Raw genomic sequence first — 25,221 nt, 5'->3', positions numbered from 1 at the left:
TTATTTAGTTTGATAATACAAAATATAAACACTGTACATTTAAACAGTGTTTATATTTTTAACTTTAAGCGAGCCTTTATGCGTTTATCTAACTACTTAGCCACTCATTTTTATAATACTGATGAGCTTTGCCATGCTTTAAATATTGACGCCGAGCAGCTAGATACATGGCAGCAACACAGCGTATTTCCTAAACCAAGCTATTGCATAAAAAGTCAACTAAGTTGCAGTTCGTATTCTGGATTGTATGAGTGTGAAGAGTACGATGACTATTACCCGCGCGGTTGTGTAAATTGGGGGCAAGGGCTAATTAAACAAAAAATTGAATCATCAAGTAATGCCTTTAATTATTTTGCACAGCAATACACGGCAAGCCTTACTAAACTTGCTCAGCAGGGCTTTACCTTTAACGAAGAATTGTTCGGTTGTGAAATAGAAGAACACCTACAACAAGTATGGCAGCAGTTTTTATGTAGTAAATATGGTGTGCTTACACAAAACGGGTTAATTGATGAAATAGTATGTGTAGATATTGGCCGCCTATTGGTAGACGACATCACTGAGCTGCGCACTAAAGCAACCTTAAATCAACAAGAGCGTACACAACTACACCCCGCTATGAAACTATTAAACAAAGCACTAGGCCACGGGGCCGATCACGAAAAACAGCAAACCCTACGCGCTCGCTATATAGATGCGCTTATTTTAAAGTACGACTTATCCATAAAATAAAAAATAGTAAAGCTAAACCTTAGCAAGGGAATATAAAACTTTAAAAGGCGGTGTAGATTTACGCCGCCGTTTAAATTCATTGGATCAATTAGTTATGCCTAGCCAATTGATTTATATACATCAATATTACTGCTGGTTACTAGGCCCGTCACTTGTGTGCCAAAGGCTTTAAAATGCGGCTCATTTTTATGTGCTTCAAAATGCTCATCAGATGCCCACTGCTCACTCACTAAATAAGTTGTTTGCTGCGCATCACCTTTAACCGATAGCTCATAACGCAGGCAGCCTACTTCTTGGCGCGAGTACTTTTGCAGGTTTTCGAGTGCGGTTAATACAACATCTGCATCCATATTTTCACTCGAAATAGTGGCAATTACAGTTAACATACTGAGTCCTTTTAAAATAAAGGTGCAGTTTTTCTGCACCTAATAACGTGTGACGTATTTTATTACTGATCCCACTGCGGCGCAAAATCTGGCGTCGCTTGGCGGTCGCCGCAATCAAGGCCATCAATACGGGCAATGTCCTCATCATCTAATTTAACATGATCGTTAAAGTTATCTTCTAAGTTTTTACGCTTAGTAGATGAGGGGATCGTTGTCATGCCATTGGCGTTTACCCATGCAATAACCACTTGCGCTGGCGACGCATTATACTTATTGGCAATATCAATAATCGTTTCATCTTTAAGTACTTTGCCTACTACAAATGGCATATACGCTGTTACGTGTATATCGTGTTGAGCACAAAATGCGCGCAATTTAGTATTAGTTAAGTATGGGTGAACCTCAACCTGATTGGTAAAAATTTCACGCGAGTCGAGCGTTTGCATTGCTTCGTTTAAATTTGCAATAGTGAAGTTTGATACACCAATATGTTTAGTTAAACCAAGCTGTTTAGCTTTTAAAAGTTCAGTAAGGTATTCGCTCATTGGTTCATCATTTGCTGGTGATGGCCAGTGAATAAGTAGTAAATCAACAGACTCTACCTGTAGCTTTTCAAGCGATTTTTTTACACTGGCAATAAAGTCGGTTTTATTGAGCTTATTGTTCCACACCTTAGTGGTTAAAAATATTTCGCTACGCGGGATGTTGCTGTCTTTTATGGCTTGGCCTACTTGATCTTCGTTACCATAAATTTGCGCTGTATCGATATGACGAAATCCTACTTCTAACGCCATTTTTACTGAATTGTAGGCGGTGTCGCCTTCTAAACGGAATGTTCCCATACCTAAATCTGGCATTTCAATTACACGTTGTGTCATGGCTCTATCCTTATAAAATAATCGGTTAAAAACAAGCTCTTTTAAAGCTTTACAAAATACACCTTTTACTTCTTTTGTGTCGTCACTTAAAAATCTATGACCTCAATACAGGTAATGAGGCCATTAATTTAAGTTTCAACCTTAACAGCTTACACTTTATACGCGCTGAATTTCCCGCTTATCAAGCATGCCACTGTAACGGGTTACAATTAATGCTAAAGCGGATATTGCTGCGCCAATCCAAGCGGTATCTTGAAGCGACATGCCCTCCACTACACTACCACCAATAATTGAGCCCAGTGCTATACCAATATTAAACGCCGCTATGTTTAAGCCCGATGCGACATCTACCGCGTTAGGCGTATGCTTTTGTGCCTGTTTTACAACATAAAGCTGCAATCCTGGTACGTTACCAAATGCAAATGCACCCCATATTAAAATAGTTAGTACTGCGGCTACTTTTGATTCCATGGTAAAGGTAAAAGCCAATAAAATAATTGTTAACGCGCTAAATATAATACTCAGTGCGCTAATTGGGCCGCGTTTATCAGCCAATTTTCCGCCCCAAATATTGCCTACCGCTACAGATGCACCATAAACCAGCATTATTAAACTAATAGCCGAGGGGGCAAAGCCAGTTTGTTGCTCTAAAATAGGTGCTAAGTAAGTAAACGCAGTGAACGTGCCGCCGTATCCTAAAATTGTCATTAAATATACGAGCAATAAGCGCGGCTTAACAATAACCTGAAGCTGCTCTTTAAACGTCGCCGGGATAGACTGTTTTAAATTCTTAGGCACTAAAATAGCGCTTCCTAGCAAAGCAATTAAACCCAACAGCGATACCACTAAAAACGTTGCACGCCAACCAAAGTGTTGGCCAATCCAAGTACCTAACGGCACACCCGTTACAAGTGCAACCGTAAGGCCTGTAAACATAATCGCGATAGCACTGGCTTCTTTGTCTTTACTTACTAAGCTTGTGGCAATCATAGAGCCAATTGAAAAAAACACACCGTGAGCTAGGCCTGTTAGTATGCGAGCCAATATGAGTGTTTCATAACTCGGTGCTTGCCATGCAAGTAAGTTACCTACTACAAATAAGCCCATTAAGCTTATTAATACAATTTTACGGTTCCATCGCCCAGTTAATGCTGTTAACACGGGCGCGCCAATAGCCACGCCTACTGCATACAAACTCACTAACAAGCCTGCTGAAGGCAAGCTCACACCTAAGTCGTTCGCAATGGTAGGCACTAAGCCTACTATTACAAACTCGGTTGTTCCTATTGCAAATGCGCTTAAGGTAAGCGCCCACAAAGCCAATGGCATAATTTTATCCTCATTATTTATTAAGGCGTGTAGTTTGACTAAAAATGTGTTTGCAAAAAACAGCAATAATGACAAAATACTTTTGTAGTAAATGCAAAGGTAATCGAGGGGTTTATGTCACAACATGCCAAAACTGAAGACTTAGAAATTTTTATTACGGTTGTTGATAGCGGAAGCTTTTCAGCAGCAGCTAATTTACTTGATCAACAAGTAGCTAAGGTGTCGCGTGCTGTATCTCGCCTTGAAAATGCACTGCAGTGCACTTTATTAAACAGAACGACACGCAGATTAGAACTTACAGAAGAGGGCCATACTTTTATTAAATATGCGCGTGACGGCTTAAATACTTTGCAAACAGGTGAGGAAGCAATCAAACTCTTAAAACAATCTCCAAGTGGTAAACTTAGGGTAGATGCTGCAAGCCCATTTGTTTTGCATCAACTGGTACCTTTAATTGAGCAATTTACTCAGCAATATCCGCAGATCACACTGGATATAACCTCCCATGACAGCATTATTGATTTACTAGAACATAAAACTGATTTAGCTATACGTATTGGTGATTTAAAAGATTCAAACCTACATGCTAGAAAACTAGGCACGAGCGAATTACATTTAGTTGCAAGCCCTGAATATTTAAAAAAGGCACCAAAGCTCTCTCAAGCAAGCGATTTGAGCCACCATAAACTCATCGGTTTTACCGACTCACCTTGCCTCAATAATTGGCCACTTAACATCCCCTTAAAGCTCTCATTTGGGGTCACAGCCAGTAGCGGCGAAACAATTAGGCAACTCTGTATTGCAAACCAAGGCATTGCATTACTTTCGCATTTTATGGTTACCGACGATCTAAAAACAGGCCGGTTAGTAACCGTTTTACCAAAGAGTATTAAAACGCCAAACCATCGTGAGGACATACAAGCTGTTTATTACAAAAACAGTGCCGTGTCGTCGCGCATTTTGGCATTTTTAGACTTTATAAAACCTAAGCTTAAACTATAAGTGACGTTTTTTAATGGTTTCTCAGTATAAACAACATCATAAACAATAAGGAATAATATGGACTCGTTAACGCAGGTGGTGTTAGGCAGCGCTGTGGGCTACGCCGTTCTGGGAAATAAAATTGGCCATAAAGCCGTGTTGTGGGGCGCGGCTCTTGGTACCTTACCTGATTTAGATGTGTTTTTGCCTTATGGCGGGCATGTAGAGTCATTCACTTATCATCGAGGTTTTAGCCACTCTTTTTTTATTCACTTGTTAATAAGTCCACTTATTGTGTGGCTTATCTTAAAAATACATACCGGCATGCAAACCTATAAAATGAGATGGTTTTGGTTGGTGTTTTTGTGTTTATCAACTCACGCATTACTGGATAGTTTTACGGTATATGGTACGCAACTAATGTGGCCATTTACCGAGCATCCGTTTGCGTTATCAAATATGTTTATTATAGACCCCCTCTATACACTTCCATTACTGTTAGGGGTGGTGTGCACGTTATTTCCTAAAGTATCATCACACACCGCTTACAAAATAAATAGTATCGCGCTTGGAATAAGCTCACTGTATTTATGCTCATCACTCATTTTAAAAGTCATAATTGACGGTAAAGCACAAACTGCACTTAGTGCACAAAATATAGCAGTTGATCGTTATATAAGTACGCCAGCCCCACTTACTACATTACTGTGGCGTTTTGTTGCTATGTCTGATGGGCAATATTATGAAGGCTATGCATCTGTATTCGATAAACCAAGTGAAGTCACTTTACACGCTTACAACACAACCCCTGCGTTATTAAATGACATTAAAAATGAATGGGGAGTAAAACGATTGCAATGGTTTACCAAAGGGTTTTATTCAGTACATGAACAACAAAATAACGTGGTGCTTTCGGATTTGCGTATGGGGATGGAATGCCAGTATGTCTTTAATTTTAAAGTGGGTGAAATAAACTCAAACGGAGTAAGTGTTGCTAGTTTTGAAAAGTTTAGCCAAAGACCGAGCTTTAATGATATTGATAAAATATGGGATCGGATTTGGCAACCCAGCAATTCACTTATTAAGAATACGTGCGACAACTAAAGTAGCTATTAAAGGTGACCCTTGTCGCCATATAGCTGCGTTCTATTTTTACCACGTGCTTTGGCTTCATACACTGCATTATCGGCTTGTGTAAATAAATCAAGGAATGACTTAGTATTGTTACTTATAGTCAAACCAATACTCACAGTAACAGGGTTGTCATTCACTAAAACCGTAGCAATAAGTGTATGCAGCCTATTACAAAATAGCACAGCACCTTTTTTATCAGTGTCGGGGAGCATTATTAAAAACTCTTCCCCGCCATAGCGCGAGATTAAATCTGTTTGACGACCAAAGTTTTTAAGTACTTGCCCAAGCTCTTTTAAAACTCGGTCACCTTCTAAATGACCAAAAGTATCGTTAATTATTTTAAAGTCATCTATATCTATAACAAGTAACGCAATTGTTTGCTTTGACCTTAACGATTGGTCCAATAACAACCCACTTCGGTAATTCATTTCTCTTCTGTTTAATAAGCCTGTTAGCTCATCGGTTGCTGCTAAAGACTTTAGTTTTTCAGCTTGCTCTTCTAACTTTTCTCGTGTTTTTATCAACTCATCGTAAAGCTGGTCTTGCTTAGTTGCATTAAACAAACTCCAGAACACCAATCCCTCTTCATTTATCTGCGCGTTAATAGTCATCGGGGTTTTTCGCCCTTGCCCATTAAAAATTATCAACTGCATTTCTTCAGACTTTTTCTCATGAAGTACGGTGGGAATAAGGTAGCTTTGAAAAAAAATTCTTGACGATTTTGTCAAAATTTTATTTATATTTTGACCCACTAACTCGTCCGGCTTCCAAAGTAAGTGGCTTTCAAAATAGTTGTTTACGTAAACAATTGTATTTTCAGAGTCAGTTATTAAAGCACCGCATAGAAAGCAGTCAACTGAATAAGTTGTTGGTGTTACATTATTTGGGTTGAATTTTCTCACACCAATTACTGTATGTAATTAATAATAGATTCACTTACAATCTCGGGATGAGTCATTTGTAAACAATGACCTTGGGCGGTTATAACAATGAGCGAGCTGGTTTCTATCTCTTGTTTGACGTACTCACCAACAGATACATCCGCTAAAGCATCATCTTGGCTTTGCAAAATTAGTGTGGGTTGTTTTATTTTCTTTAATAGAAAACGATAGTCAGAAAAAAAAGTAGCCTCTGCAAAATTTTTGGCTATAACAGGATCGGTAGAACAAAAACTACCTGAAAGCTCGCCAATCAACTCAGCCGAGTTAGCATTACCTACAACTAAAGGGGCAAGGTAATCAGCCCAACCGATATAATTTTTATCCATTAAGCTTAATAATTCTTGCAAGTCTTCTTTATCAAAGCCACCTTGGTAATCTGGCGGGAAATTTAAAAAGCAAGGCGAGGGGCATACCATAATTAACTTACTAATTAAATCAGGCCTTTCAAAAGCAGCCAAGGCACCAATCATACCACTGACAGAGTGACCAACAAATACAACATTAGATAATTCCAAAGCAGTACATACTTCTATAACATCTAATGCATAACCTTCTAGTTTCTTGTATCGCTGTTTGTCGTAGTGAGATATATCCGAATTACCTGACCCCACATAATCGAAAAGCACAATCCTAAATTGCGTCTCTAAATAAGGGGTTAAAAAACGCCACATGTTTTGGTCACAACCAAAACCATGTCCGAATAATAATGTTTTAGGGCCGCTACCAATTATTTTTACGTTATTTCTAGATTTTATTGTTTCTGAATTTAGCACGTTAAAGTACGCCTTTATCACAAGTAACTAATCAATGTTGTCGCTAAGCTATTAAAAGTTAATTTGTATTCACTTTTAACTAAATTAGCAGCCATATAAAATACTTTTAAACATACTTACAATAGTACAGAATTAATTTTGGTGTTCGTATTGGCCTCTGTATACCTCAAAAACTTTTAGGACTGTGAGTTGTTCTTTTGACAAATTATCGTACCAATCATCAAATAATTCGTCATTATCTTGCTCACTCAACGCCATATAGTGAGCCAGCAACTCAATAATATCGTTGTGGTTGCATGCAAGATGGTTAACTTGCTGTGCTAGGGCACTATGGTCGCGCTCTCTTAGGGTTTCCATTACCCCTTGATCTATTTGTTCTTGTTGTATCGCGTCGCTCATAAATTACCTCAGTATCTACTGTATATATTGTATAACTATTTTTATTATATTATTTATAGTTATAACAGCCTAAAAATGAATAGCCAGTATTTTTGATCTAAGTGATTATTTTTTGATTTGTTTGTTTAAATAGTCAACAAATTTACTGTTTAAAGCAAGAAATAGCAGATATTACGAGTAATCACCAAACTAGAAACACAATAAGAAATGGCTATGGCGCGAGGATTTGTAATAAAGGCATTGGTAAATTTGCTAACTTTTGAACCATAAGCGCAAGAGGTAAATTTTTAATAAAACAGGCAACACTTTGAGTGCTACCTGTTAACACTTTATTTTACTACGACAGAAAACTCAGGCACGGCTTGAATTACTTTTTTTACCGTACACGTATTCACTGCTGCAATAAGTGCTTTTTTGTACTTTTGAGGAAAACCATCAGGTAAGTTAATTTCGATAGAAAATAGTTTTTTACCGTTCTCATCTACGTTTTCATTACTTTGTGTAAGTGTCATTCCCTCTGTAGAAATATCACGTTGCTCACAAAATTTGCGGGCATAAAACCCGGCGCACAACACCATGCTTACTAAAAAATAATCAAATGGTTCTGGGTGCTCTGCACCACCACCGGCAGCAATACTTTGATCGCTAATTACTTCTAAATCACCAAATTTTGCGCTTTGCTTTTGGCCATCTAATAATGAAACTGAAATTTCCATAATTGTTCCTTACTTTCCAAACAATAATTCAAAAAAGCCGGGAGGCTCATGTAGTTTGTGATACTTTTTACGTAGATTATCAATACTTTTTAGTGGTACTTTCGCTGCTGCTAAGCCTTGTTCGTTTGCCACTTTTTTAGCAAGCTTTGCCTGAGAGAGCACTTTATCAAGACCTTGCACAGATTTTTCAGGTTCTTGATAAAACTTGGCTGTTTTACTTACTTCAACCAGGTTAATAAACTCGTCAATTGCTGCATTAAAATCTGTAAGCTGAGTAGCTTGCACTGCCTTTTTATATGCAAGACCCGTGTTTTTCATATTTAACTCTAGGTCTACAGGCTCGCTTGCATTACTTAATGTGCTCAATAATATAATAATAACGAAGTAACAATATTTCATGAAAAACCCTATATTTTTAAGTCTGTTAATTGTATCAAGTAAAGAGTTTAAAGTAACGAAGCAACAACGACTTAATACTGTAAAGGGGGTTTACATTTAATTAGTAAAAAATAAATTAGCACACTATCACAACAAATAAGCATCATTTAAGTCACTGGATAATGAAATTTACTCAACCTGAAAATTTTTTTGAATAGCGCCGCTAAAAAACATGGTCACCAAACAATCAAAAGCACACATTTATTTTACATTTAAGCTTGTTTAGTAAGCTAAAACAGAAGCCATTACTAAAATTTACTCTCGCATCCACCAGCCGAAATAAACAACAAAAAGATCAAAAATACGACGTTAAATTTAATTTTACTCACCCAATGTAAATAGCATAACTAAAGAAGGTAAATAAAATAGTAAATAGCGATCTATTTATCAGCAAAACTTAAACAAAATTTACAAAATAAAACAACATAAACAAAATTAATCGAACAAACAAAGCCAACAATAGCAAGGCCTGCAGAGGGTTTATTCTTATTTATTAGCATGTAATAATCGATAATTCTTTAGCTAAATGTGATAACAACGTTGTCTGTTAATAGCAGCGTTGATAAACATTTTTAAAACAAAAACCCACCAGGGAACACATGAAACATTATTCTTTAATTTCTAACAGCATAAAATGTGCACTACTAACCGCTGCTGCAACAGCGAGTAGCACAGTATTCGCTCAAGAAGAGCAGATAGCAAAAAAAATAGAGCGTGTTGAAGTAACAGGCTCTCGCATATTACGTGAAGGTGCTATTGCACCGGCTCCCGTAACAGTAATTACTGGCGATCAACTAGTAAATAGTGGCGCCGTTAATATTGGTGAAGCATTAAACAACCTCCCTGCACTGGGTAGTACTTACTCAATGGCTAATTCTGGTCGCTTTATAGGTACTGCAGGTTTAAACATTCTTGATTTACGTAATATGGGGACAGACCGTACACTTGTACTTGTAAACGGTAAGCGCCACGTATCAAGTTCTGCGGGTTCACAATCTGTTGATACCAATACAATACCAAGTGTATGGATTGAGCGCGTTGAAATTATTACTGGTGGCGCATCTGCCGTATATGGTGCTGATGCTGTAACGGGTGTAGTAAACTTTATTTTAAAAGACAACATTGAAGGCATGGACTTTAGTGTTACACGTGGTTTTGCCGATTTAAATAGTTACAACAACAAAAAAGCAACGTTTTCTTACGGCTCTAACTTTGATAACGACCGTGGTAATGCCGCTTTTGCTATTGAGTACTCTGGCCAAGATTCGTTGAATGCCCTTGACCACCCGTGGACTAGCACTTCGTTCAGTAACTTACCTAATCAAGCCCAAACGGATGAGAACAAAAATAGCGCGGACTTCCCAGACGATATTTTAACACCTAATGCGGGTTATTTCGCTATCAATGATGCTGGTGTTTATGCACTTGAAGATCCAACTAAGTATATTAATAGCTTTAACCCTGATAGCAGCGCGCGCAACTTATACGTAGGTAATAACGCAGATTTATATTCATGTGCAAACTGTGACTTTTTTAACTTAGGTCAATTTGAAGAAATACAGCCTGAGTTTGAGCGTTACAACGTAAACTTTAAAGTTAACTACGATGTGACCGACGACTTAAACGTTTACTTTGATGCAAAATACGTCAACAGCCAAGGCGAAAGCATTGGCCAACCAGCGTTTTTCTTTTTTGATAGCGACAACAGCATTAAAATTGACAACCCATACCTAGACCCAAGTATCAAAGCCCGTATGAAAGAAGAAGGCGTTGATTCAATCATGGTTAACCGCATGATGAGCGACCTAGGCCGCCGCGTTGAAAACAATACCCGTGAAACAACACGTTTTGTTACTGGCTTAAAAGGTACAGTGTTTGAAGACTGGGAATTAGATACCTCTGTTGTTTACGGTCAAACAGATTTAGAGCGTGAAAATGGCGCAAACATGATTTTAGCCAACTACTTTAACGCCCTAGATGCCGTTGAAGATGCAGATGGCAATGTTGTGTGTCGTAGTGCGGCTGCACAAGCTGATGGCTGTGTACCTGTAAATATTATGGGTTTTGGCGCGCCTTCTCAGCAAGCTATTGATTACATAAATACGGTATCAGTTGGCACATCAACTATTAAGCAAACCGTGGTTTCTGGCTCGCTTGCTAACGGTGCTATTTTTGAATTACCAGCAGGATATGTAGGTGTTGCATTTGGTGCTGAGTACCGTAAAGAAGAAAGCGAAACAAAAGAGCCAGATAACGCAGAAGGTACCTTCTTTAATGCTTTAGGCGAAGATAAAGGCTCGTTTAATGTTCGCGAAGTATTTTTTGAAGCGAGTATGCCTATTTTAACAGATTTACCGCTTATTCAAGACTTAGTATTTGATACCGCTGTACGTCATGCTGATTACAGCACCATTGGCGATGCAACTAGCTGGAAGCTTGGTTTAGATTGGACGGTAAACGACGAGTTACGCGTGCGTGTAACGCAATCTGCGGCCCTTAGAGCACCGAATATTGGTGAGGTTTTTGGCGCACCTAGCCAGACTTTCTACACGGTTGACGACCCATGTCGTGCAGAAAACATAGCTAATTTATCAAATGCAGCAACACGCACTGCAAACTGTGCAGCGTTAGGTGTAGCGAGTGACTTTAACTCAGGTTACGACTCGGCCTCTCTAGATGGCTTAACAAGCGGTAACCGTGATGTTAAAGGTGAAGAGTCTACAAGCACAACGGTAGGTATTGTTTACCAACCTGAATTTTTAGACAATGCTGTACTGACTATTGACTACTGGGAAATTGACCTTGAAGACGCCATTGATACAATCAGCGCGCAAGATATTCTTGACCGCTGTGTAGACAGTACTACCGGCATCAATAACCAGTACTGTAATTTAATTACGCGCGATACAAACAGCGAAATTTCGTTAATCCAAAACTCTGTATTAAACGTGGCGGGTCAAAAAGCGTCTGGTGTTGATTTTGAACTAGGTTACGATTTTGATGCGCTTGAAGGTAGCTTCAAAACGCGTTTAGTAGGAACTTACCTTATTGAACGTAAAGACTTCCCTTTCCAAGACGATCCAAGTTCATATATCGAATATGCAGGTACAACCGGTGAAGCTAAATGGCAAACCAACCTATCTGTAAGCTACGTTATGGATAATTTTTTCTCAACAGTTGAAACTCGTTTCTTAAGTGAAGTCGATTTTTACACAAATGTTGAGCTTGCAAGTAACTCTAACCCTAGTAACCAAATGTCTTACGGTAAATACTTTATTACTGATATGACTGTGGGTTATAACTTCGATAGCGGCTTAGGCGTTAAAGTAGGTGTCGATAACCTATTTAACCGTAAACTTCCGTACGGTTCACGCGGGACAAGCGCTGGTAGCGCAAGTTACGACAACATTGGCCGCTTTGGCTACATAAACTTAAGCTACAGCTTATAATTATTAACAACGTTAATAATTAAATTAAAGGCTCGCAGTGCGAGCCTTTTATATCAATCCACTTCATTAAGTGATCAATTTTGAGGATTGGTATTATTTCACCTTATTCTATATTACTTAGCCAAACACATTGATACGGTTCAAGCTCAATCGTTAACTGCCCTTCCTCTATTGTTTTTCCTGACACTAAGTCAAACCACTGCTGAGTATTAATTAAATTTAAATCAGCCAATAAAAGCGTTTGCGGTTTATCGCTAATATTAAATACACAAAAAATACTTTGCCTGCGGTCTATACTCTGGCGCCAAAAGCCAAATAATCCTCCAGAAAGATGCAACGTAAACTGAGTGGCATTAGGGTGAAAGGCACTTTGTTTTTTTCGTACACCTAACAAGTTTTTAATTCCGGAAAACACTTTGTGGTGGTGGCTGTATTTTTCGCCAATTGCGGCTAATAGTTTTGACTCTTGCCAACGGTGGCGGTTAATTGCCCTATTGTGTTGCGAGTTTTCAAAACGTTCATAATCATTAGTTGTGGCAAGTAAACTATGAATGTATAAGCCCGGTATTCCCTCAAGCGCAAACATAATCGCATGTGCGCACATAAAACGCTCAAAGCCAAATTTATCTGGGCCATTATGCGTCCCCTGCATTGCATCAAATAATGCAATATTTAGCTCATACGGTGTGTGAGTACCATCATTACTGGTTCGCATTGAAACCCGACCACCAAACTGCATGGTCGTACTTACCAATGACGCCACCTCTGTTGGCTGCAACAATCCTTCAATTGGCCTAAGCCCTATACCATCATGCGATGCAATAAAGTTAAAGTATGCGGTACCGTTTTGAGCCGGTGGCATACTCATCATCCAATGCTTAAGTGCCGTACTATCGCCACTTAATAAGGTATGCAGCAGTAACGGAGGTAAAGCAAAGTTATAAATGGCATGCGCTTCATTGGCATTACCAAAATAAGATAGGTTTTCTTGGTTTGGAATATTAGTTTCAGTGATGATCACCACGCTTGGCTCTACATGCTCAATGAGCGTGCGCATTAGCCTGACAGCTTCATGGGTTTGAGGCAAGTTAATACAACTTGTATTAAGTTGTTTCCATAAAAATGCCACAGCATCGAGCCTAAAAAGTCGCACGCCATTGTCTAAATAATGACGGATAATACCTACAAACTCTTTTAACACCTCAGGGTTAGCAAAATCAAAATCAACCTGATCATGGCTAAATGTGCACCATACATGCTTTTCACCACTAGGTGTTGTGACAGTATTGAGTAAAGGAGACGTGCGTGGACGAACAACTTGGCTTAAATCGTCGCTTAAGCTTGCCGTTTTAAAGTAATCTTTGCCGGGATGCAAATCGTTTAAAAAGTTTTCAAACCACACACTTCGGCTCGAGCAATGGTTAATAACTAAATCAGCCATTAGCTTTACATCTTTAGCAATGCTTTTGATATCTTCCCAATCGCCTAACGACTCATTTACTTGCACGTAGTTCATTACCGCAAAGCCTTCGTCTGAGCTATACGGATAAAAAGGTAAAATATGCAGAGCGTTAATTTGCATATCGCACTGCTCTTTTATAAATCGGTGCAATGTTTTAAGCGGCGCTTCAATTGGATTTGACACTGCAAACTCAGCGTCATCGTGTTTGATAATCGAATCACCATACGCAATAAGTACAATATCTTGCTCATCCCACCGGTTTGTGTGGGGTGTTGGGTCGCGAAGAGGACTGTCACCTAAAATAATTTTTATCAGTTGCTGTGCAAACTCTGGTATCGACAATGGCAGCTCAACATCTTGATAAATAATGTGTAGATGCTGCTCTACTCGCTGTAAAAATAATTCATTCACTGTACTCACACGCGACTCCTTTAACCGTTTATTATTTTAACTTAGCTATATTCTTCGTTATCGAGTTCTACCGCTTCTTTTAAACGTTCAAATACATCTGGCATAGCCGACACGACACGGTTCCAACTTGGCACAAATGGCGCTTCCATTGGATTATCTAAAAAGTGTTGGCCTGCTTCCATAATGTTTTGTGCAAACATTTCAACAGCTTTTTCTTCTTGGTGAACATCCAGTGTTAAACCATTCATAAGCGCATCGTTGTGGTAAGTTTCTATAAAATCTAAGCCAATGCGGTAGTACGTTGCTTTTAATGAACGAATTGTCTCGCTGGTAAACGTTACCCCTTGCGTAGCGAGCTTTCTAAATAATGCTTTAGTAATATCAATCGACATTTTAGACAAGCCAGCGCTTTGGTCGTCAAGCGACAACGCCTGGTGCTTATGATCGTAATTGTCGGCAATATCTACTTGGCACAAACGGTTATGCGAATAGTTTCGATACATTTCACTCAATACGCCTATTTCAAGACCCCAGTCACTTGGTATACGAATATCGTTTAATACATCACGCCTAAACGAAAACTCACCCGCTAATGGGTACCTAAACGAATCCATATATTCAAGGTAGTCTGTATTACCTAAAATTGTTTTAAACGAACGTAACAAAGGCGTCACTAATAAACGCGATACACGGCCATTAATTTTGCCGTTGGCTGTACGCGGGTAAAACCCTTTACAAAACTCGTAGTTAAAGCGCGGGTGTGCAACCGGATAAATAAGACGCGCAAGTAAGCTTCTGTCGTAGGTTAAAATATCGCAGTCATGAAGTGCAATAGACTCAACCTCAGCGGTTGCAAGCTTATAGCCCATGCAATACCAAACGTTACGCCCTTTACCGAGTTCACGTGGAGCAACGCCTAATTCTTGAAGCTCTTTGTCAAGTGCTTGCAAGCGCGGGCCATCGTTCCACAACACTTTATGATTTTGATTTAGCTCTTTAAAAAAGCCGAGTGCGTGGCGGTACTGTTGCTCATCGGCCCGATCTAAACCAATTGTTATTTGTGATAAGTACGGCACTTCTCTTAATTCTTTTATTATATTTTGAAGTGCGGGGCCTTCCAATTCGCTAAATAAAGAAGGAAGTATTAATCCCATAGGGCGCTGTTTACTAAAGCCTACTAGCTCTTCTTCCAGCGCTTCAATGGGTCTGTCTGCAATGTTATGCAAAGTCGTAATAATGCCATTTTGATAAAAATCAGCCATGTGATTTTTGCTCCTCAATAGTATTTAAAATGCTGCTAATGCTTGGCAGTATCGTTATTTCTTCAATCCAGCCTTGCGGCGCGGGCGATTGAGAATAACGTGCCTTGTTATGTGATAATTTAACCGGCTTTTTACTGCTTGGATTATTGATGATGATGGCGATATCAGCGTGTTCTAACATTTGCTTATCGTTGTCACTATCACCGAGTGCAATTACTGTGAGAGGCTTTCTAAAATGTTGGGTAAATTGTTTAACTAACCACTGCTGAGCAGCGCTTTTATCTGTATTTTTAGCAATATGAATAAATCGGCCCCCTATTTTTATGTCGTAGCCTAATGTCGTTACATCACTTACAAAAGTGTTCAGCAACTCATCACTACCATACCAATATAAAGGGTCTGAATAATCACGGGTTTGAGCTCGCCTAGCCTGCGCGTTGTTTAAACCTGTAAGCTCACTTATCTGCTCACTACTTAGCTCACTAAATAATTTATAATGTGCTTTGTATTGCGCATCTAATGTGTCTAAATCACTCAACAAGCTTGATAATGGCGACGCTAATGCGTAACACCAATAACCTGCCACTTCTTTACAGCCTATTGGCTTAAGCTCAAAGTAGCTTTGCGGAATAAATACCGCGGCGCCATTTTCTACAATAAAAGGCTGCTGAATATTTAACTCATTTTTTATTTCAACCACTTCGCAAAATGTTTTGCTGGTGTTAAATACCACGGGAATGTGTGCACTTTGTAACTGCTGAAGTAATTCGCTCACATTACTTGTGTTGTAATCGGTATGATCGAGTAAAGTACCGTCTAAATCAGTAAAAATAATAGGCTGTAACGTATCGTCACTTGTTAGGTGCATGCTTGCTATGTCGCGATTGCTGTCAAGTTCAATCAATGCGTTAGCTTTGCGACTCAATGTGTTTAAGTTTTCACGAGTTATGCGCTCAAAGTGAGAAATAAAATAAACTAATTGTTCATCGGTCATGGTGCCAGCACCAACACCATTTTTAGCTATTAGCTTTTGTTCTTGCTCTTTTCGCCACGTAAAAACATCAGAAAAGCTAGGTGCTTTTAGCATGACTTTATAATCTATTTTATTAAAAATAGATTTATATTCGTTTGCGAGGCAGCTATTTATACACCGACGCCACACACCTTCTTTGTCATTTAATTGCTCTAATTCATTAAGTGGCTCACTGAGAGAAAATAGCGGCTGAGGCTCGCTACCTACGCACCACCCTTCTAAAATCACAATATCAATAGGGGCCGTGGTTGCTACCCAATCTTGCTTTGCAACGCAATCATCTTGATGTTTATTAAAACGCGGTAATGCAACCCCTACCTCACCAGCTAATAGCTTAGTTATTGTTGTGTTCATTAGCTCGGTGTCATGCGTGCCCGGTACACCACGTGTTACAAACAATGGATGCACATCTTCGGCTAGTTGTTTGCGGCTTTCTTTACCTAGGTAAAAGTCGTCAATCGATAACGCAATCGTGTTTAATGAGGTGTTGTTACTAAACCAAGTAACTAAAAAGTCAGCTAAGGTTGTTTTGCCTGAGCCTTGACAACCATTAATGCCAACAAAAAGAGGAGTTGATGATTTTTTTGATTCGAGAATGTCATGTGCAAGGGGTACAAAGTACTGCTCACTTAAATATTGGTACTTTAAAGGCAGTTGATGCTTTGCTAAAAACGGGGTTATATCCACAATATTGGCCTCTGACATAGTAACTCCTTAAATACATAGTGTTCAGAGTACTAAATGCAGGGACTAGACCAACATTATTTTTATAACCTTTTTAATAGGTTATAAAAAAGGCACGTTTTAAACGCGCCAATTTGGTGCAAATATTTTAACTAATGTGCAAAGTTATGCAGCGTTTTGCTCTACTTTGGGGAGCACTAAATTAAGCACTATACCTAAAACGGCACACAAGCTAACCCCCTCTAAACTAAATTGACTGCTACCTATGTGCATACCACCTATGCCACATACTAAAATAAGGGCAACAATAGCTAGGTTACGAGGGGCTGTTAAATCATCGCCCGACTTAACCAAGGTGTTTAATCCAACGACCGCAATCGAGCCAAATAACAAAATCATAATCCCCCCCATAACTGGAACCGGTATGGTTTGTAATCCAGCTCCCATTTTTGCAATAAACGCCAGAGCAATCGCAATAATAGCGGTCCACATCATTACTTTGGGATTAAAGTTTTTAGTCAGCATAACCGCACCAGTCACCTCTGAATAAGTGGTGTTTGGCGGGCCTCCAAACAACGACGCTGCAGACGTTGCTAACCCATCACCAAACAAAGTACGGTGCAAACCTGGCTTTTTTAAAAAGTCTTTTTTAGTCACTTGGCTTATCGCCATCATATCGCCAATGTGCTCAATAGCTGGCGCAATAGCCACAGGCACCATAAACAAAATAGCCTGCCATTTAAACTCTGGTAAAGTAAAGTTAGGTACAGCAAACCAGTGTGCATTGGTTACAGCTGCAAACTCTACTACACCCAGCACAAGCGATAGTCCATAACCTGATATTACGCCTGCTAATATGGGAATTAACTTAAATACTCCTTTGCCCCACACTGCAAAAATAAGCGTAACCACAAGTGAAAACATGGAAATTAAAATAGCACTGTTGTAATCAATTAACTGAACACTGCCATCACCTGTTTTGCCCATCGCCATATTAACCGCAACAGGCGCAAGCGCTAAACCTATCACCATAATAACGGGGCCAACAACAACCGGAGGTAAAATTTTGTGAAGTGTAGCAACACCTTTAAATTTAACGAGTAAACTTAATAACATATAAGCTACGCCGGCGGCCATTAACCCGCCCATCGTAGCGGGTACGCCCCACATTTGTACACCAGCAATAATGGGTGCTATAAACGCAAACGAGGAAGCTAAAAATATAGGCACCTTCCCTTTAGTCACCAATTGAAATAGTAATGTGCCTACACCTGCCGTAAAAAGTGCAACACTTGGATCGAGCCCTGTTAATAGCGGTACCAATACCAACGCACCAAATGCAACAAATAGCATTTGTGCGCCAGTTAAAATTGTTTTAATTGAAAACGTTGCGTTACCTTTCACTACACACTCCTAAATTTAATTTTTGCTTTTTGCCGTTATAAAGTTAGTAAACAAACACGAAAAAGGCCTTCCTCAGAAAGCCTCTTTTATAATTGCGTTGCCTATAACACAAAAACGATTAACGCTTATCAATAGCGACTATACCGTGCCAAATATTTTATCACCTGCGTCACCTAAACCAGGCACTATATAACCTTTTTCATTTAAATGGCTGTCTACCGCTGCGGTAAATATTTCTACATCAGGGTGAGCTGCTAAGGTTTTTTCTACCCCTTCAGGGGCTGCAACTAATACAATCACTTTAATTTCTTTACAGCCTGCTTTTTTTAACATGTCGATTGTGGCAACCATCGAGCCACCCGTTGCAAGCATAGGATCAATAACTAAGCTAAGGCGCTGTTCAATATTCTCTACCAGCTTCTCAAAATAAGGAATTGGCTCAAGCGTTTCTTCGTTGCGTTGAAGGCCAACTACACTCACTTTAGCCGCAGGCAACAACTGCATAACACCATCCATCATACCTAAACCTGCACGTAAGATAGGAACCACCGTAATTTTTTTGCCTTTAATATGTTGTACGTTAAGTTTGTTACCGTCCCAACTGGTTATTTCATTGTCTTCAAGGGGAATATTTTTCGTTGCTTCGTACGTTAATAATGTGCCAACTTCTGAGCACAGCTCACGAAAGCTTTTAGTGCTAATGCCGAAAGCACGCATTAAACCTAATTTATGTTGAACAAGTGGATGAGTAATAACGTGAATAGCCATGATGAAAACCTACTTAGACAATAATTAGCGATATTTTATATTAAAAATGACCATTTGACCTGTAGTTTTAAAGCAATTCTCATACATTGTGCGCAAATATATGTGTTTGTTTGATATTTATGCACAACACAATACTTAAAATTTAGTTATTTGTTTTAAACCAACGAACAACTTGCTCATGCATATAACTATTTATTTTATAATGCTCTGGACTCCACCCTGCTAAAAAACGATAAAAATCAGCCCATGCGGCAGACCACAACGCTTTCCATTCATTTGTTACTGCGTGAACAGGTATATCTGGTTGATGAAGAGCTAGCGCATGCTCTAGCTCATCGAAATAATATGCAAGTTCGTTTTCTGCATGAGCATATAGCTCTTCACAGCTAAAGCAGCTCGTCATAAAGTACATAACATCGACTATACCAACGCCAGCACCTGTGTACTGAAAGTCGTATCCACGTATCTCATTATTTGAATTAACAGCAAAGTTTGCCAGTTTAGCATCGCCATGGATTAACGTTTTATACTTAGCGTGTTTTAGCTGATAAGCTAATTTTTTAGCAACTACTTTTATATCAAACTCGTTATTAGTGTTTGACATAAGCGCGTTAAATTCATCTGGCCGAGTATTTAAATGCCAATAACACCCCTGCCCCCATAATTCATCATGCTGCTTATTCAAATTAAACGCATGGAAGTGAGCAAGCCACTTTAATATTGGCTTTATATGTAATGAGCTGGCTTGAGTAAACCCAAACTGAGTAAAATTTTTAAATACCAGCGCATACTCATCGCCAAAATTAATAGCATTCACACATGCAATACTCTTTGCTGTTTTAGGTAAATGATGGCTATAAAGCTTATAAAAATGATACTCAACATGGTAAGACTGCTGCTTTCTTTTTAGTGCAAACTTACTTTGTTTTATTTTAGGGTGGTTTATGTGATTGGGTATTTTAATCGCCTTAATAACACAAGGTACATTATCAAGCCTGCACTCAACAATACTGCCACACCCGCTCCACAGCGAAGTAAGTGTTTCACCTATTTCAATATGTTTAAAGTGAGGCTGTAATAAAGGGAAGTAAAATGTCATAGCTGTATTAGGTTATTAATTTTTTTTGTAGTTTAACATTAGACGATATTATTGGTGAAAGTACTTAATAAAAACCATGCAGTTTAATGGGTTCATTGCTTTCTTTTTCAAATGACACCTATCTTAGTTTTTTTGCTGTATTTCTCGTTGTCGCATATACATAGCGTCTATGGTCAAAAAGAGGGCTTTAACATCAACGGTGCTTCCTTGAGATTTAATGCCTCCATCTTTTCCTATTAAAGTAACGGTATTTTTTTTGAGTCGGTACTGCTGTTTAATATTCGACATAAATGACTCGGATAATTGGCCAGAGTAGTTAGTTAAAGCCTCGCTGTCTTTTAAAATAAACCATACTATATGCCGGTCAACAATGCCCTCTGAGTGATTTTTCATAAGGCTTAATACGTAATCTGGATCTGTTGGTTGATTTACGATGATCAGCCGGTTTTCCCATCGTAAAGTGGAAAAATCATTCAATAGAGCACTTTCACTGGCGTTTGAAAACAAGCCAAGTGCAAGTAAAAAAAGGTATCTGAGTTGTCTCATAGCATAACCTAAAATTAGAATTTAATTATTAAATACGCTCTGTTTAACCTTGTAGTTTTGCTTATTTTATTTTTTAGCGTTTATAGCTGTAAAATATTTGTGTGGTTGTGATTGTTGTTTTAACCCGCTTAAAGTGCAAAATTTAGAATGGGTACCATGTTGATTTCTGTGTTCTCTCAATTTGAGCATTAATTGCGCTTGCTGTTCAATAATAAATTTTGAAGTATTAAGTGAACATCTGATAACAGCGAAAATTGTAAAACAGCCAAAGTATCATTTTTATCTGTTTTTTGACTTTGACAAAGAAACATAACTAATCACGCAGATATTAGTAAGGAATTATGACCAAGTGAAGTTGCAAATTGATGCCAATAATTAGCACTCGCACAGGCCTCAAAAATAATCGTTGAAGGACTAAGCGATACCAAGTACTCACTAAATTGTTGCAGTGTCATCTCTTTATTTGAGTGCACTTTATTATTTGTAGAACTACAAACTTGTATTAATTTATGAGCTAAATAGACACCAATTCTTAACTTATTCATAATTGAACTCCGAAAAATAATTTCTACTTCAGTGTAGAGGTTGGGAGTCCAATTATCTTGTTAGGTATACATTTCACGAAAGCGGACCTAAATCATTATTGTCTGCCATGACATTAAACTCTGATTCTTCTTTTTGTAAAGAAGGTAACTTTACAAATAATTTATAACCTGAAAAAGACAATAAAACTAGAGATATCAAACCCATAATAATGGTGAAAGAATTTTGTTGTGGGTGTGGTCCAAAATATTGTGGCGTAAAGCAGTATGTGAATGCCTGACCATGAGGATAAAAACTCTCATACATAGTCACAATAAAGGCAATTAAACCTAAACTTAAAATGAAATAATTTACCCAACTTGAATATTTACGCATATCTTCCTTGTATACCTAACGCCCTGTTAATGGGCAAAATTATGTTGGCTAAAATGTGAAGCGGAGCGAAACAAAGCCAACGTAATTTTGTCCACTTTAAACAGTTTGTTAGGGTTGCTCTTCTACGAGAACTTGCAAATCATAAATAACCCAATCGGCTTGTATAAATTGTTTCTCTGCAAACCCTTTTGAAGGTTTCAATTTAAATATCCATTCGTAATCTGAGTCATGTATTTCTGTATGTCTGTGCGCAGCAATCAGTTGAATAAAATCACCTGTCTTTTGCGACTTGGCTTTGATTGTGTATCTATGCCAGTATGGAAATACACAAATAGACTCAGCAGGACATGCAAAAGGGACTTCAGTAGAGTCAATGTACTCAGCTCTTCCTTTATACTCATCTCCAAAAACTATGGGAGAAATTAAAATCATTAGCAGAAATATGATTTTTTTCACAGCAACCCTAACGCCCCACTAAGAGGCAAATGATAGTTGGTTATAATAGAGATCGAAGCGAACAAAACCAACTGTTATTTGTCCTGCTTGAGTGGCTTGTATGGATAATAAACCCATAAATTAATTAATACTTTAACCTAGTTCGGGTAATGTGAGGCCCAAGCTTTGGCTGCAACCAATAATAAACAAGACCAATAATAAACAAGACAGCCACTTTAATTGAGTAAATAAAACGGTGCGACTAAGTTTACTCTTTTTGGCTAAAAACTTATCTCTTTTTACATCATCACCCGCACATAGTTCGTTAAGTGAGCGCTTATCACTGTTAAACCTAAATTACACGCATGAAAATAACTGCATGATTGCAGTTTTAATTCTTTATTGAAGACTTTAAACTTTATGCCAGTAGCTTTTCGCAGTTACCTATATTTGCTCGCCGTTTTCTATGTAGATTTTCACAGTAACTTTCTTGTGAGGTTGCCCTGCCTACTGCGCCGTGAAATACGTGCGTAAATTGCGTGGTCAGTTTTAACCAGTTTTCTGGGGAGATATTTACTCTTTCTAGTAAGGGCAAATGTGTGCTTTCAATATACCCGCGTTTACCTTCTCGTATACAACGTCCTGTTAATTCAACGAGTTCAAGGTAGCTTTTAAGTTCAAACGGTAACCCTTTTGGCATGATTTGACGTGGTATTCCGGCAAAACGTAATAGTTTTTTTGGTTGTTTGCCTTCTGTTGCACTTTCTAATCGTGTTTGCACACTCGTAATAAACAAGACAGCCACTTTAATTGAGTAAATAAAACGGTGCGACTAAGTTTACTCTTTTTGGCTAAAAACTTATCTCTTTTTACATCATCACCCGCACATAGTTCGTTAAGTGAGCGCTTATCACTGTTAAACCTAAATTACACGCATGAAAATAACTGCATGATTGCAGTTTTAATTCTTTATTGAAGACTTTAAACTTTATGCCAGTAGCTTTTCGCAGTTACCTATATTTGCTCGCCGTTTTCTATGTAGATTTTCACAGTAACTTTCTTGTGAGGTTGCCCTGCCTACTGCGCCGTGAAATACGTGCGTAAATTGCGTGGTCAGTTTTAACCAGTTTTCTGGGGAGATATTTACTCTTTCTAGTAAGGGCAAATGTGTGCTTTCAATATACCCGCGTTTACCTTCTCGTATACAACGTCCTGTTAATTCAACGAGTTCAAGGTAGCTTTTAAGTTCAAACGGTAACCCTTTTGGCATGATTTGACGTGGTATTCCGGCAAAACGTAATAGTTTTTTTGGTTGTTTGCCTTCTGTTGCACTTTCTAATCGTGTTTGCACACTCGTATGTGATGACTCTTCTGGCGTGTTTGCCATTTTGGCCCTAATTGGGTTTAAATCAACGTATGCCATACAGGCTGCCAATGCTGCTTCATCAAGTAGCGCTTGTGACTTGAAGCGGCCTTCCCAGAATCGCCCTGTGCAGTTATCTTCTTTATTCGCTTTACGCGCAATATCTTCATTTAATAACCGCATAAACCAACTGATACTTGCTAGCCGTTCACGGTATTGTTTTACTGTTTGATTAAAAAAGATAAGCTCAGCTTTACTTAACTTCTCACCTTGTATGTATTTTTGCGTAAGTGCGGTGCCTTTACATAGCTTGTGCCAACGAATAACAATTGCTTTATCATTTAGCCGATCCGCTTTTTTATCATCTACATACAGGACTAAGTGGGTGTGGTTACTCATGACTGCATAAGCACATACATCAATACAAAATACCTTTGCTAATTCAAGCAGCTTATCTTCAACCCACCCTCTGCGATGCTCAAAAGATTGACCTGTAAAACGATCTTCACCGCACAAGAAAGCATGTCGAACGCAACGTGAAATACAGTGATAATACTTTGTATCAACCAAACTTACTTGACGCTTTCTTGCAATTGCCATGTGACACCCTGATTATATTTTGCACTAATTGAAAGTTAGTAAAAAAAACGAAAAATACAAACTTTAGGATGGGTGTCATCTTTGTTTTTGCAATCTTTGTTTTTGCATTATGAGCAACAAAAAGCCAAGGGTAAGCCGCATAACAGCATTATTAGATCACTGGCATTTAAATGGATAAGGATTGTATTTAGGTGTTGGAAAACGAATACACCCTACGATGAATCGACGTATTTAGCAGCATTGAAACGCAGAGGCTCACCACTTTTAAAATTTGCAATTAATAGCTAAATTTTACTAGTCGTCCACCTCAGGGCGTGTTGTTATATGGCTACTTTCTGTCTTGCCAACATTTAGAAAATACTATGTTATTAGAGTTTGATACAACTAGCTTATGAACATAATCTAAACCATGAACAGGGGCTGGATCTTTACCAACCATATACACAGCATTAGATGAGGGAATTAATTTTTCATTAATACTTACCGATGCTTCATTGTTTAACAATAAACCTTCGAATAACCCTTGATACCCCGCCATAACATGAATTGCTTTATTTAACTCTTGCCCTTGCAATCCTTCTGTCGCAATCCAAAGGTTTGAATGATCCACAAGTTTGTTTTTTGGTAATTCAGACAAGCTATTAATTATGTATTCTTTGGCATTTTTCAAATAAGGTTTCTGAGTCGCCATATTACCTTCAACAAAACTCTTTGCTTTTGAAACAGAGATAATAACTTTTGAGTTGTTAGTTTTATAGTAAATTGCAGGTAGCTCGTAAGATATGGGATGGCTTAAACCGGATTTCCATTTGACTGGGTAGCTATTTGATTCGCAAGGATCAGAGTCGGCATGAACTAAGCTAGAAACTAAAAACACCATCAAAACTAAAATTTTACGCATACTTTCCTTAGCCATATAACGCCCTGTTAACAGGCAAAAAATAGTTGGTTAAAATTAGCGACGAAGGAGCAAAACCAACTATTTTTTGTCCTTGTTTAACAGCTTGTATGGATAATAAACCCATAAATTAATTAATACTTTAACCTAGTTCGGGTAATGTGAGGCCCAAGCTTTGGCTG

General features: G+C 38.4%; 23 protein-coding genes and 2 pseudogenes. 5 read left to right on the top strand and 20 right to left on the bottom strand.

The annotated features are described in order from the left end of the window. The first annotated feature begins 78 nt into the window (after positions 1-78). Positions 79-732 (top strand): DUF6058 family natural product biosynthesis protein, encoded by a 654-nt coding sequence (locus tag KZZ04_RS06290; RefSeq protein ID WP_058404196.1) that lies wholly within the window; start codon positions 79-81, stop codon positions 730-732. Between the two features lie 98 nt (positions 733-830). On the opposite strand, the gene KZZ04_RS06285 is transcribed toward KZZ04_RS06290, so the two are convergent. From KZZ04_RS06285 to KZZ04_RS06275, 3 genes are all read right to left on the bottom strand, one after another. Further along, entirely contained in the window at positions 831-1,118 is a 288-nt protein-coding gene (locus tag KZZ04_RS06285) for a putative quinol monooxygenase (protein WP_219422184.1), read from the bottom strand. Between the two features lie 62 nt (positions 1,119-1,180). Next, positions 1,181-1,996, bottom strand: a complete 816-nt coding sequence (dkgB, locus tag KZZ04_RS06280; RefSeq protein ID WP_219422183.1) for a 2,5-didehydrogluconate reductase DkgB — start codon at positions 1,994-1,996, stop codon at positions 1,181-1,183. A 156-nt stretch (positions 1,997-2,152) separates the two neighbouring features. Continuing rightward, positions 2,153-3,325, bottom strand: a complete 1,173-nt coding sequence (locus tag KZZ04_RS06275) for an MFS transporter (RefSeq protein ID WP_219422182.1) — start codon at positions 3,323-3,325, stop codon at positions 2,153-2,155. 114 nt (positions 3,326-3,439) lie between these two features. On the opposite strand from KZZ04_RS06275, the gene KZZ04_RS06270 reads away from it, so the two are divergent. Together KZZ04_RS06270 and KZZ04_RS06265 are read left to right on the top strand one after the other, a co-directional pair. Then, positions 3,440-4,327, top strand: a complete 888-nt coding sequence (locus KZZ04_RS06270) for a LysR family transcriptional regulator (protein WP_219422181.1) — start codon at positions 3,440-3,442, stop codon at positions 4,325-4,327. Positions 4,328-4,384: 57 nt separating this feature from the next. After that, positions 4,385-5,410 carry a metal-dependent hydrolase gene (locus tag KZZ04_RS06265; RefSeq protein WP_219422180.1) on the top strand — a complete coding sequence of 342 codons (1,026 nt, stop codon included), beginning with the start codon at positions 4,385-4,387 and terminating at the stop codon, positions 5,408-5,410. Positions 5,411-5,418: 8 nt separating this feature from the next. Here the strand turns inward: KZZ04_RS06265 and KZZ04_RS06260 are convergent, their stop codons facing one another. The 5 genes from KZZ04_RS06260 to KZZ04_RS06240 all read right to left on the bottom strand — a co-directional run bounded on the left by KZZ04_RS06260 (position 5,419) and on the right by KZZ04_RS06240 (position 8,668). Further along, the gene (locus KZZ04_RS06260) at positions 5,419-6,342 is read right to left on the bottom strand and encodes a diguanylate cyclase (protein WP_219422179.1); all 924 of its coding nucleotides are present in this window, start codon (positions 6,340-6,342) and stop codon (positions 5,419-5,421) included. A gap of 5 nt (positions 6,343-6,347) precedes the next feature. Continuing rightward, positions 6,348-7,154, bottom strand: coding sequence for an alpha/beta fold hydrolase (locus KZZ04_RS06255; RefSeq protein ID WP_219422178.1), 807 nt, complete (start codon positions 7,152-7,154; stop codon positions 6,348-6,350). Positions 7,155-7,286: 132 nt separating this feature from the next. Continuing rightward, positions 7,287-7,553 carry a hypothetical protein gene (locus KZZ04_RS06250; protein ID WP_058552375.1) on the bottom strand — a complete coding sequence of 89 codons (267 nt, stop codon included), beginning with the start codon at positions 7,551-7,553 and terminating at the stop codon, positions 7,287-7,289. Positions 7,554-7,882: 329 nt separating this feature from the next. Then, on the bottom strand, positions 7,883-8,269 hold the full coding sequence (locus KZZ04_RS06245; RefSeq protein WP_219422177.1) for an OsmC family protein: 387 nt from the start codon (positions 8,267-8,269) through the stop codon (positions 7,883-7,885). A 9-nt stretch (positions 8,270-8,278) separates the two neighbouring features. Then, a complete protein-coding gene (locus KZZ04_RS06240; RefSeq protein WP_219422176.1) occupies positions 8,279-8,668 on the bottom strand; it encodes a cytochrome b562 in 390 nt (129 codons plus the stop codon). Positions 8,669-9,306: 638 nt separating this feature from the next. On the opposite strand from KZZ04_RS06240, the gene KZZ04_RS06235 reads away from it, so the two are divergent. Beyond that, positions 9,307-12,156 carry a TonB-dependent receptor gene (locus KZZ04_RS06235; RefSeq protein ID WP_219422175.1) on the top strand — a complete coding sequence of 950 codons (2,850 nt, stop codon included), beginning with the start codon at positions 9,307-9,309 and terminating at the stop codon, positions 12,154-12,156. Positions 12,157-12,259: 103 nt separating this feature from the next. On the opposite strand, the gene KZZ04_RS06230 is transcribed toward KZZ04_RS06235, so the two are convergent. The 11 genes and pseudogenes from KZZ04_RS06230 to KZZ04_RS06180 form a co-directional block, all read right to left on the bottom strand. Further along, positions 12,260-14,038: a sugar phosphorylase gene (locus KZZ04_RS06230; RefSeq protein WP_219422174.1), complete on the bottom strand. Its 1,779-nt coding sequence runs from the start codon at positions 14,036-14,038 to the stop codon at positions 12,260-12,262. Between the two features lie 32 nt (positions 14,039-14,070). Further along, a complete protein-coding gene (locus KZZ04_RS06225) occupies positions 14,071-15,291 on the bottom strand; it encodes a glycosyl transferase (RefSeq protein ID WP_138529048.1) in 1,221 nt (406 codons plus the stop codon). Continuing rightward, the gene (locus tag KZZ04_RS06220; protein WP_219422173.1) at positions 15,284-17,029 is read right to left on the bottom strand and encodes an HAD-IIB family hydrolase; all 1,746 of its coding nucleotides are present in this window, start codon (positions 17,027-17,029) and stop codon (positions 15,284-15,286) included. The genes KZZ04_RS06225 and KZZ04_RS06220 overlap by 8 nt, the downstream gene beginning before the upstream one ends. 144 nt (positions 17,030-17,173) lie before the next feature. Then, positions 17,174-18,412, bottom strand: a complete 1,239-nt coding sequence (locus KZZ04_RS06215) for a uracil-xanthine permease family protein (protein WP_219422172.1) — start codon at positions 18,410-18,412, stop codon at positions 17,174-17,176. Between the two features lie 138 nt (positions 18,413-18,550). Further along, positions 18,551-19,180, bottom strand: a complete 630-nt coding sequence (gene upp / locus KZZ04_RS06210; RefSeq protein ID WP_219422171.1) for a uracil phosphoribosyltransferase — start codon at positions 19,178-19,180, stop codon at positions 18,551-18,553. Positions 19,181-19,322: 142 nt separating this feature from the next. Beyond that, entirely contained in the window at positions 19,323-20,279 is a 957-nt protein-coding gene (locus KZZ04_RS06205; protein WP_219422170.1) for an ecdysteroid 22-kinase family protein, read from the bottom strand. A 123-nt stretch (positions 20,280-20,402) separates the two neighbouring features. Continuing rightward, the gene (locus KZZ04_RS06200; protein WP_219422169.1) at positions 20,403-20,825 is read right to left on the bottom strand and encodes a DUF4174 domain-containing protein; all 423 of its coding nucleotides are present in this window, start codon (positions 20,823-20,825) and stop codon (positions 20,403-20,405) included. Positions 20,826-21,443: 618 nt separating this feature from the next. Continuing rightward, complete coding sequence (locus KZZ04_RS06195; RefSeq protein ID WP_219422168.1) at positions 21,444-21,743, bottom strand: hypothetical protein; 300 nt, start codon at positions 21,741-21,743, stop codon at positions 21,444-21,446. A gap of 108 nt (positions 21,744-21,851) precedes the next feature. Next, positions 21,852-22,199 (bottom strand): hypothetical protein, encoded by a 348-nt coding sequence (locus KZZ04_RS06190; protein WP_219422167.1) that lies wholly within the window; start codon positions 22,197-22,199, stop codon positions 21,852-21,854. A gap of 397 nt (positions 22,200-22,596) precedes the next feature. Continuing rightward, positions 22,597-22,965: pseudogene (locus KZZ04_RS06185) on the bottom strand (hypothetical protein); the annotation flags it as partial. A gap of 201 nt (positions 22,966-23,166) precedes the next feature. Further along, the gene (locus tag KZZ04_RS06180; RefSeq protein WP_219422166.1) at positions 23,167-24,141 is read right to left on the bottom strand and encodes a transposase; all 975 of its coding nucleotides are present in this window, start codon (positions 24,139-24,141) and stop codon (positions 23,167-23,169) included. A 90-nt stretch (positions 24,142-24,231) separates the two neighbouring features. Here KZZ04_RS06180 and KZZ04_RS21190 point away from each other — a divergent pair. Then, positions 24,232-24,429 (top strand): annotated as a pseudogene (locus KZZ04_RS21190) (IS110 family transposase); the annotation flags it as partial. A gap of 40 nt (positions 24,430-24,469) precedes the next feature. Here the strand turns inward: KZZ04_RS21190 and KZZ04_RS06175 are convergent. Continuing rightward, entirely contained in the window at positions 24,470-25,057 is a 588-nt protein-coding gene (locus KZZ04_RS06175; RefSeq protein WP_219422165.1) for a hypothetical protein, read from the bottom strand. Between the last annotated feature and the right edge of the window lie 164 nt (positions 25,058-25,221).

It is taken from the genome of Pseudoalteromonas sp. CR1 (genome assembly GCF_019392235.1).
Classification (GTDB): domain Bacteria; phylum Pseudomonadota; class Gammaproteobacteria; order Enterobacterales; family Alteromonadaceae; genus Pseudoalteromonas.
This window is presented reverse-complemented; position numbering and strand designations above follow the sequence as displayed.

What these genes read in the sequence shown, in the direction of transcription:
- KZZ04_RS06290 (WP_058404196.1), top strand. Translation starts at nt 79, where the DNA reads ATGCGTTTATCTAACTACTTAGCCACTCATTTTTATAATACTGATGAG.
- KZZ04_RS06285 (WP_219422184.1), bottom strand. Translation starts at nt 1,118, where the DNA reads ATGTTAACTGTAATTGCCACTATTTCGAGTGAAAATATGGATGCAGAT.
- dkgB (WP_219422183.1), bottom strand. Translation starts at nt 1,996, where the DNA reads ATGACACAACGTGTAATTGAAATGCCAGATTTAGGTATGGGAACATTC.
- KZZ04_RS06275 (WP_219422182.1), bottom strand. Translation starts at nt 3,325, where the DNA reads ATGCCATTGGCTTTGTGGGCGCTTACCTTAAGCGCATTTGCAATAGGA.
- KZZ04_RS06270 (WP_219422181.1), top strand. Translation starts at nt 3,440, where the DNA reads ATGTCACAACATGCCAAAACTGAAGACTTAGAAATTTTTATTACGGTT.
- KZZ04_RS06265 (WP_219422180.1), top strand. Translation starts at nt 4,385, where the DNA reads ATGGACTCGTTAACGCAGGTGGTGTTAGGCAGCGCTGTGGGCTACGCC.
- KZZ04_RS06250 (WP_058552375.1), bottom strand. Translation starts at nt 7,553, where the DNA reads ATGAGCGACGCGATACAACAAGAACAAATAGATCAAGGGGTAATGGAA.
- KZZ04_RS06245 (WP_219422177.1), bottom strand. Translation starts at nt 8,269, where the DNA reads ATGGAAATTTCAGTTTCATTATTAGATGGCCAAAAGCAAAGCGCAAAA.
- KZZ04_RS06240 (WP_219422176.1), bottom strand. Translation starts at nt 8,668, where the DNA reads ATGAAATATTGTTACTTCGTTATTATTATATTATTGAGCACATTAAGT.
- KZZ04_RS06235 (WP_219422175.1), top strand. Translation starts at nt 9,307, where the DNA reads ATGAAACATTATTCTTTAATTTCTAACAGCATAAAATGTGCACTACTA.
- KZZ04_RS06225 (WP_138529048.1), bottom strand. Translation starts at nt 15,291, where the DNA reads ATGGCTGATTTTTATCAAAATGGCATTATTACGACTTTGCATAACATT.
- KZZ04_RS06220 (WP_219422173.1), bottom strand. Translation starts at nt 17,029, where the DNA reads ATGTCAGAGGCCAATATTGTGGATATAACCCCGTTTTTAGCAAAGCAT.
- upp (WP_219422171.1), bottom strand. Translation starts at nt 19,180, where the DNA reads ATGGCTATTCACGTTATTACTCATCCACTTGTTCAACATAAATTAGGT.
- KZZ04_RS06205 (WP_219422170.1), bottom strand. Translation starts at nt 20,279, where the DNA reads ATGACATTTTACTTCCCTTTATTACAGCCTCACTTTAAACATATTGAA.
- KZZ04_RS06200 (WP_219422169.1), bottom strand. Translation starts at nt 20,825, where the DNA reads ATGAGACAACTCAGATACCTTTTTTTACTTGCACTTGGCTTGTTTTCA.
- KZZ04_RS06195 (WP_219422168.1), bottom strand. Translation starts at nt 21,743, where the DNA reads ATGCGTAAATATTCAAGTTGGGTAAATTATTTCATTTTAAGTTTAGGT.
- KZZ04_RS06180 (WP_219422166.1), bottom strand. Translation starts at nt 24,141, where the DNA reads ATGGCAATTGCAAGAAAGCGTCAAGTAAGTTTGGTTGATACAAAGTAT.
- KZZ04_RS06175 (WP_219422165.1), bottom strand. Translation starts at nt 25,057, where the DNA reads ATGGCTAAGGAAAGTATGCGTAAAATTTTAGTTTTGATGGTGTTTTTA.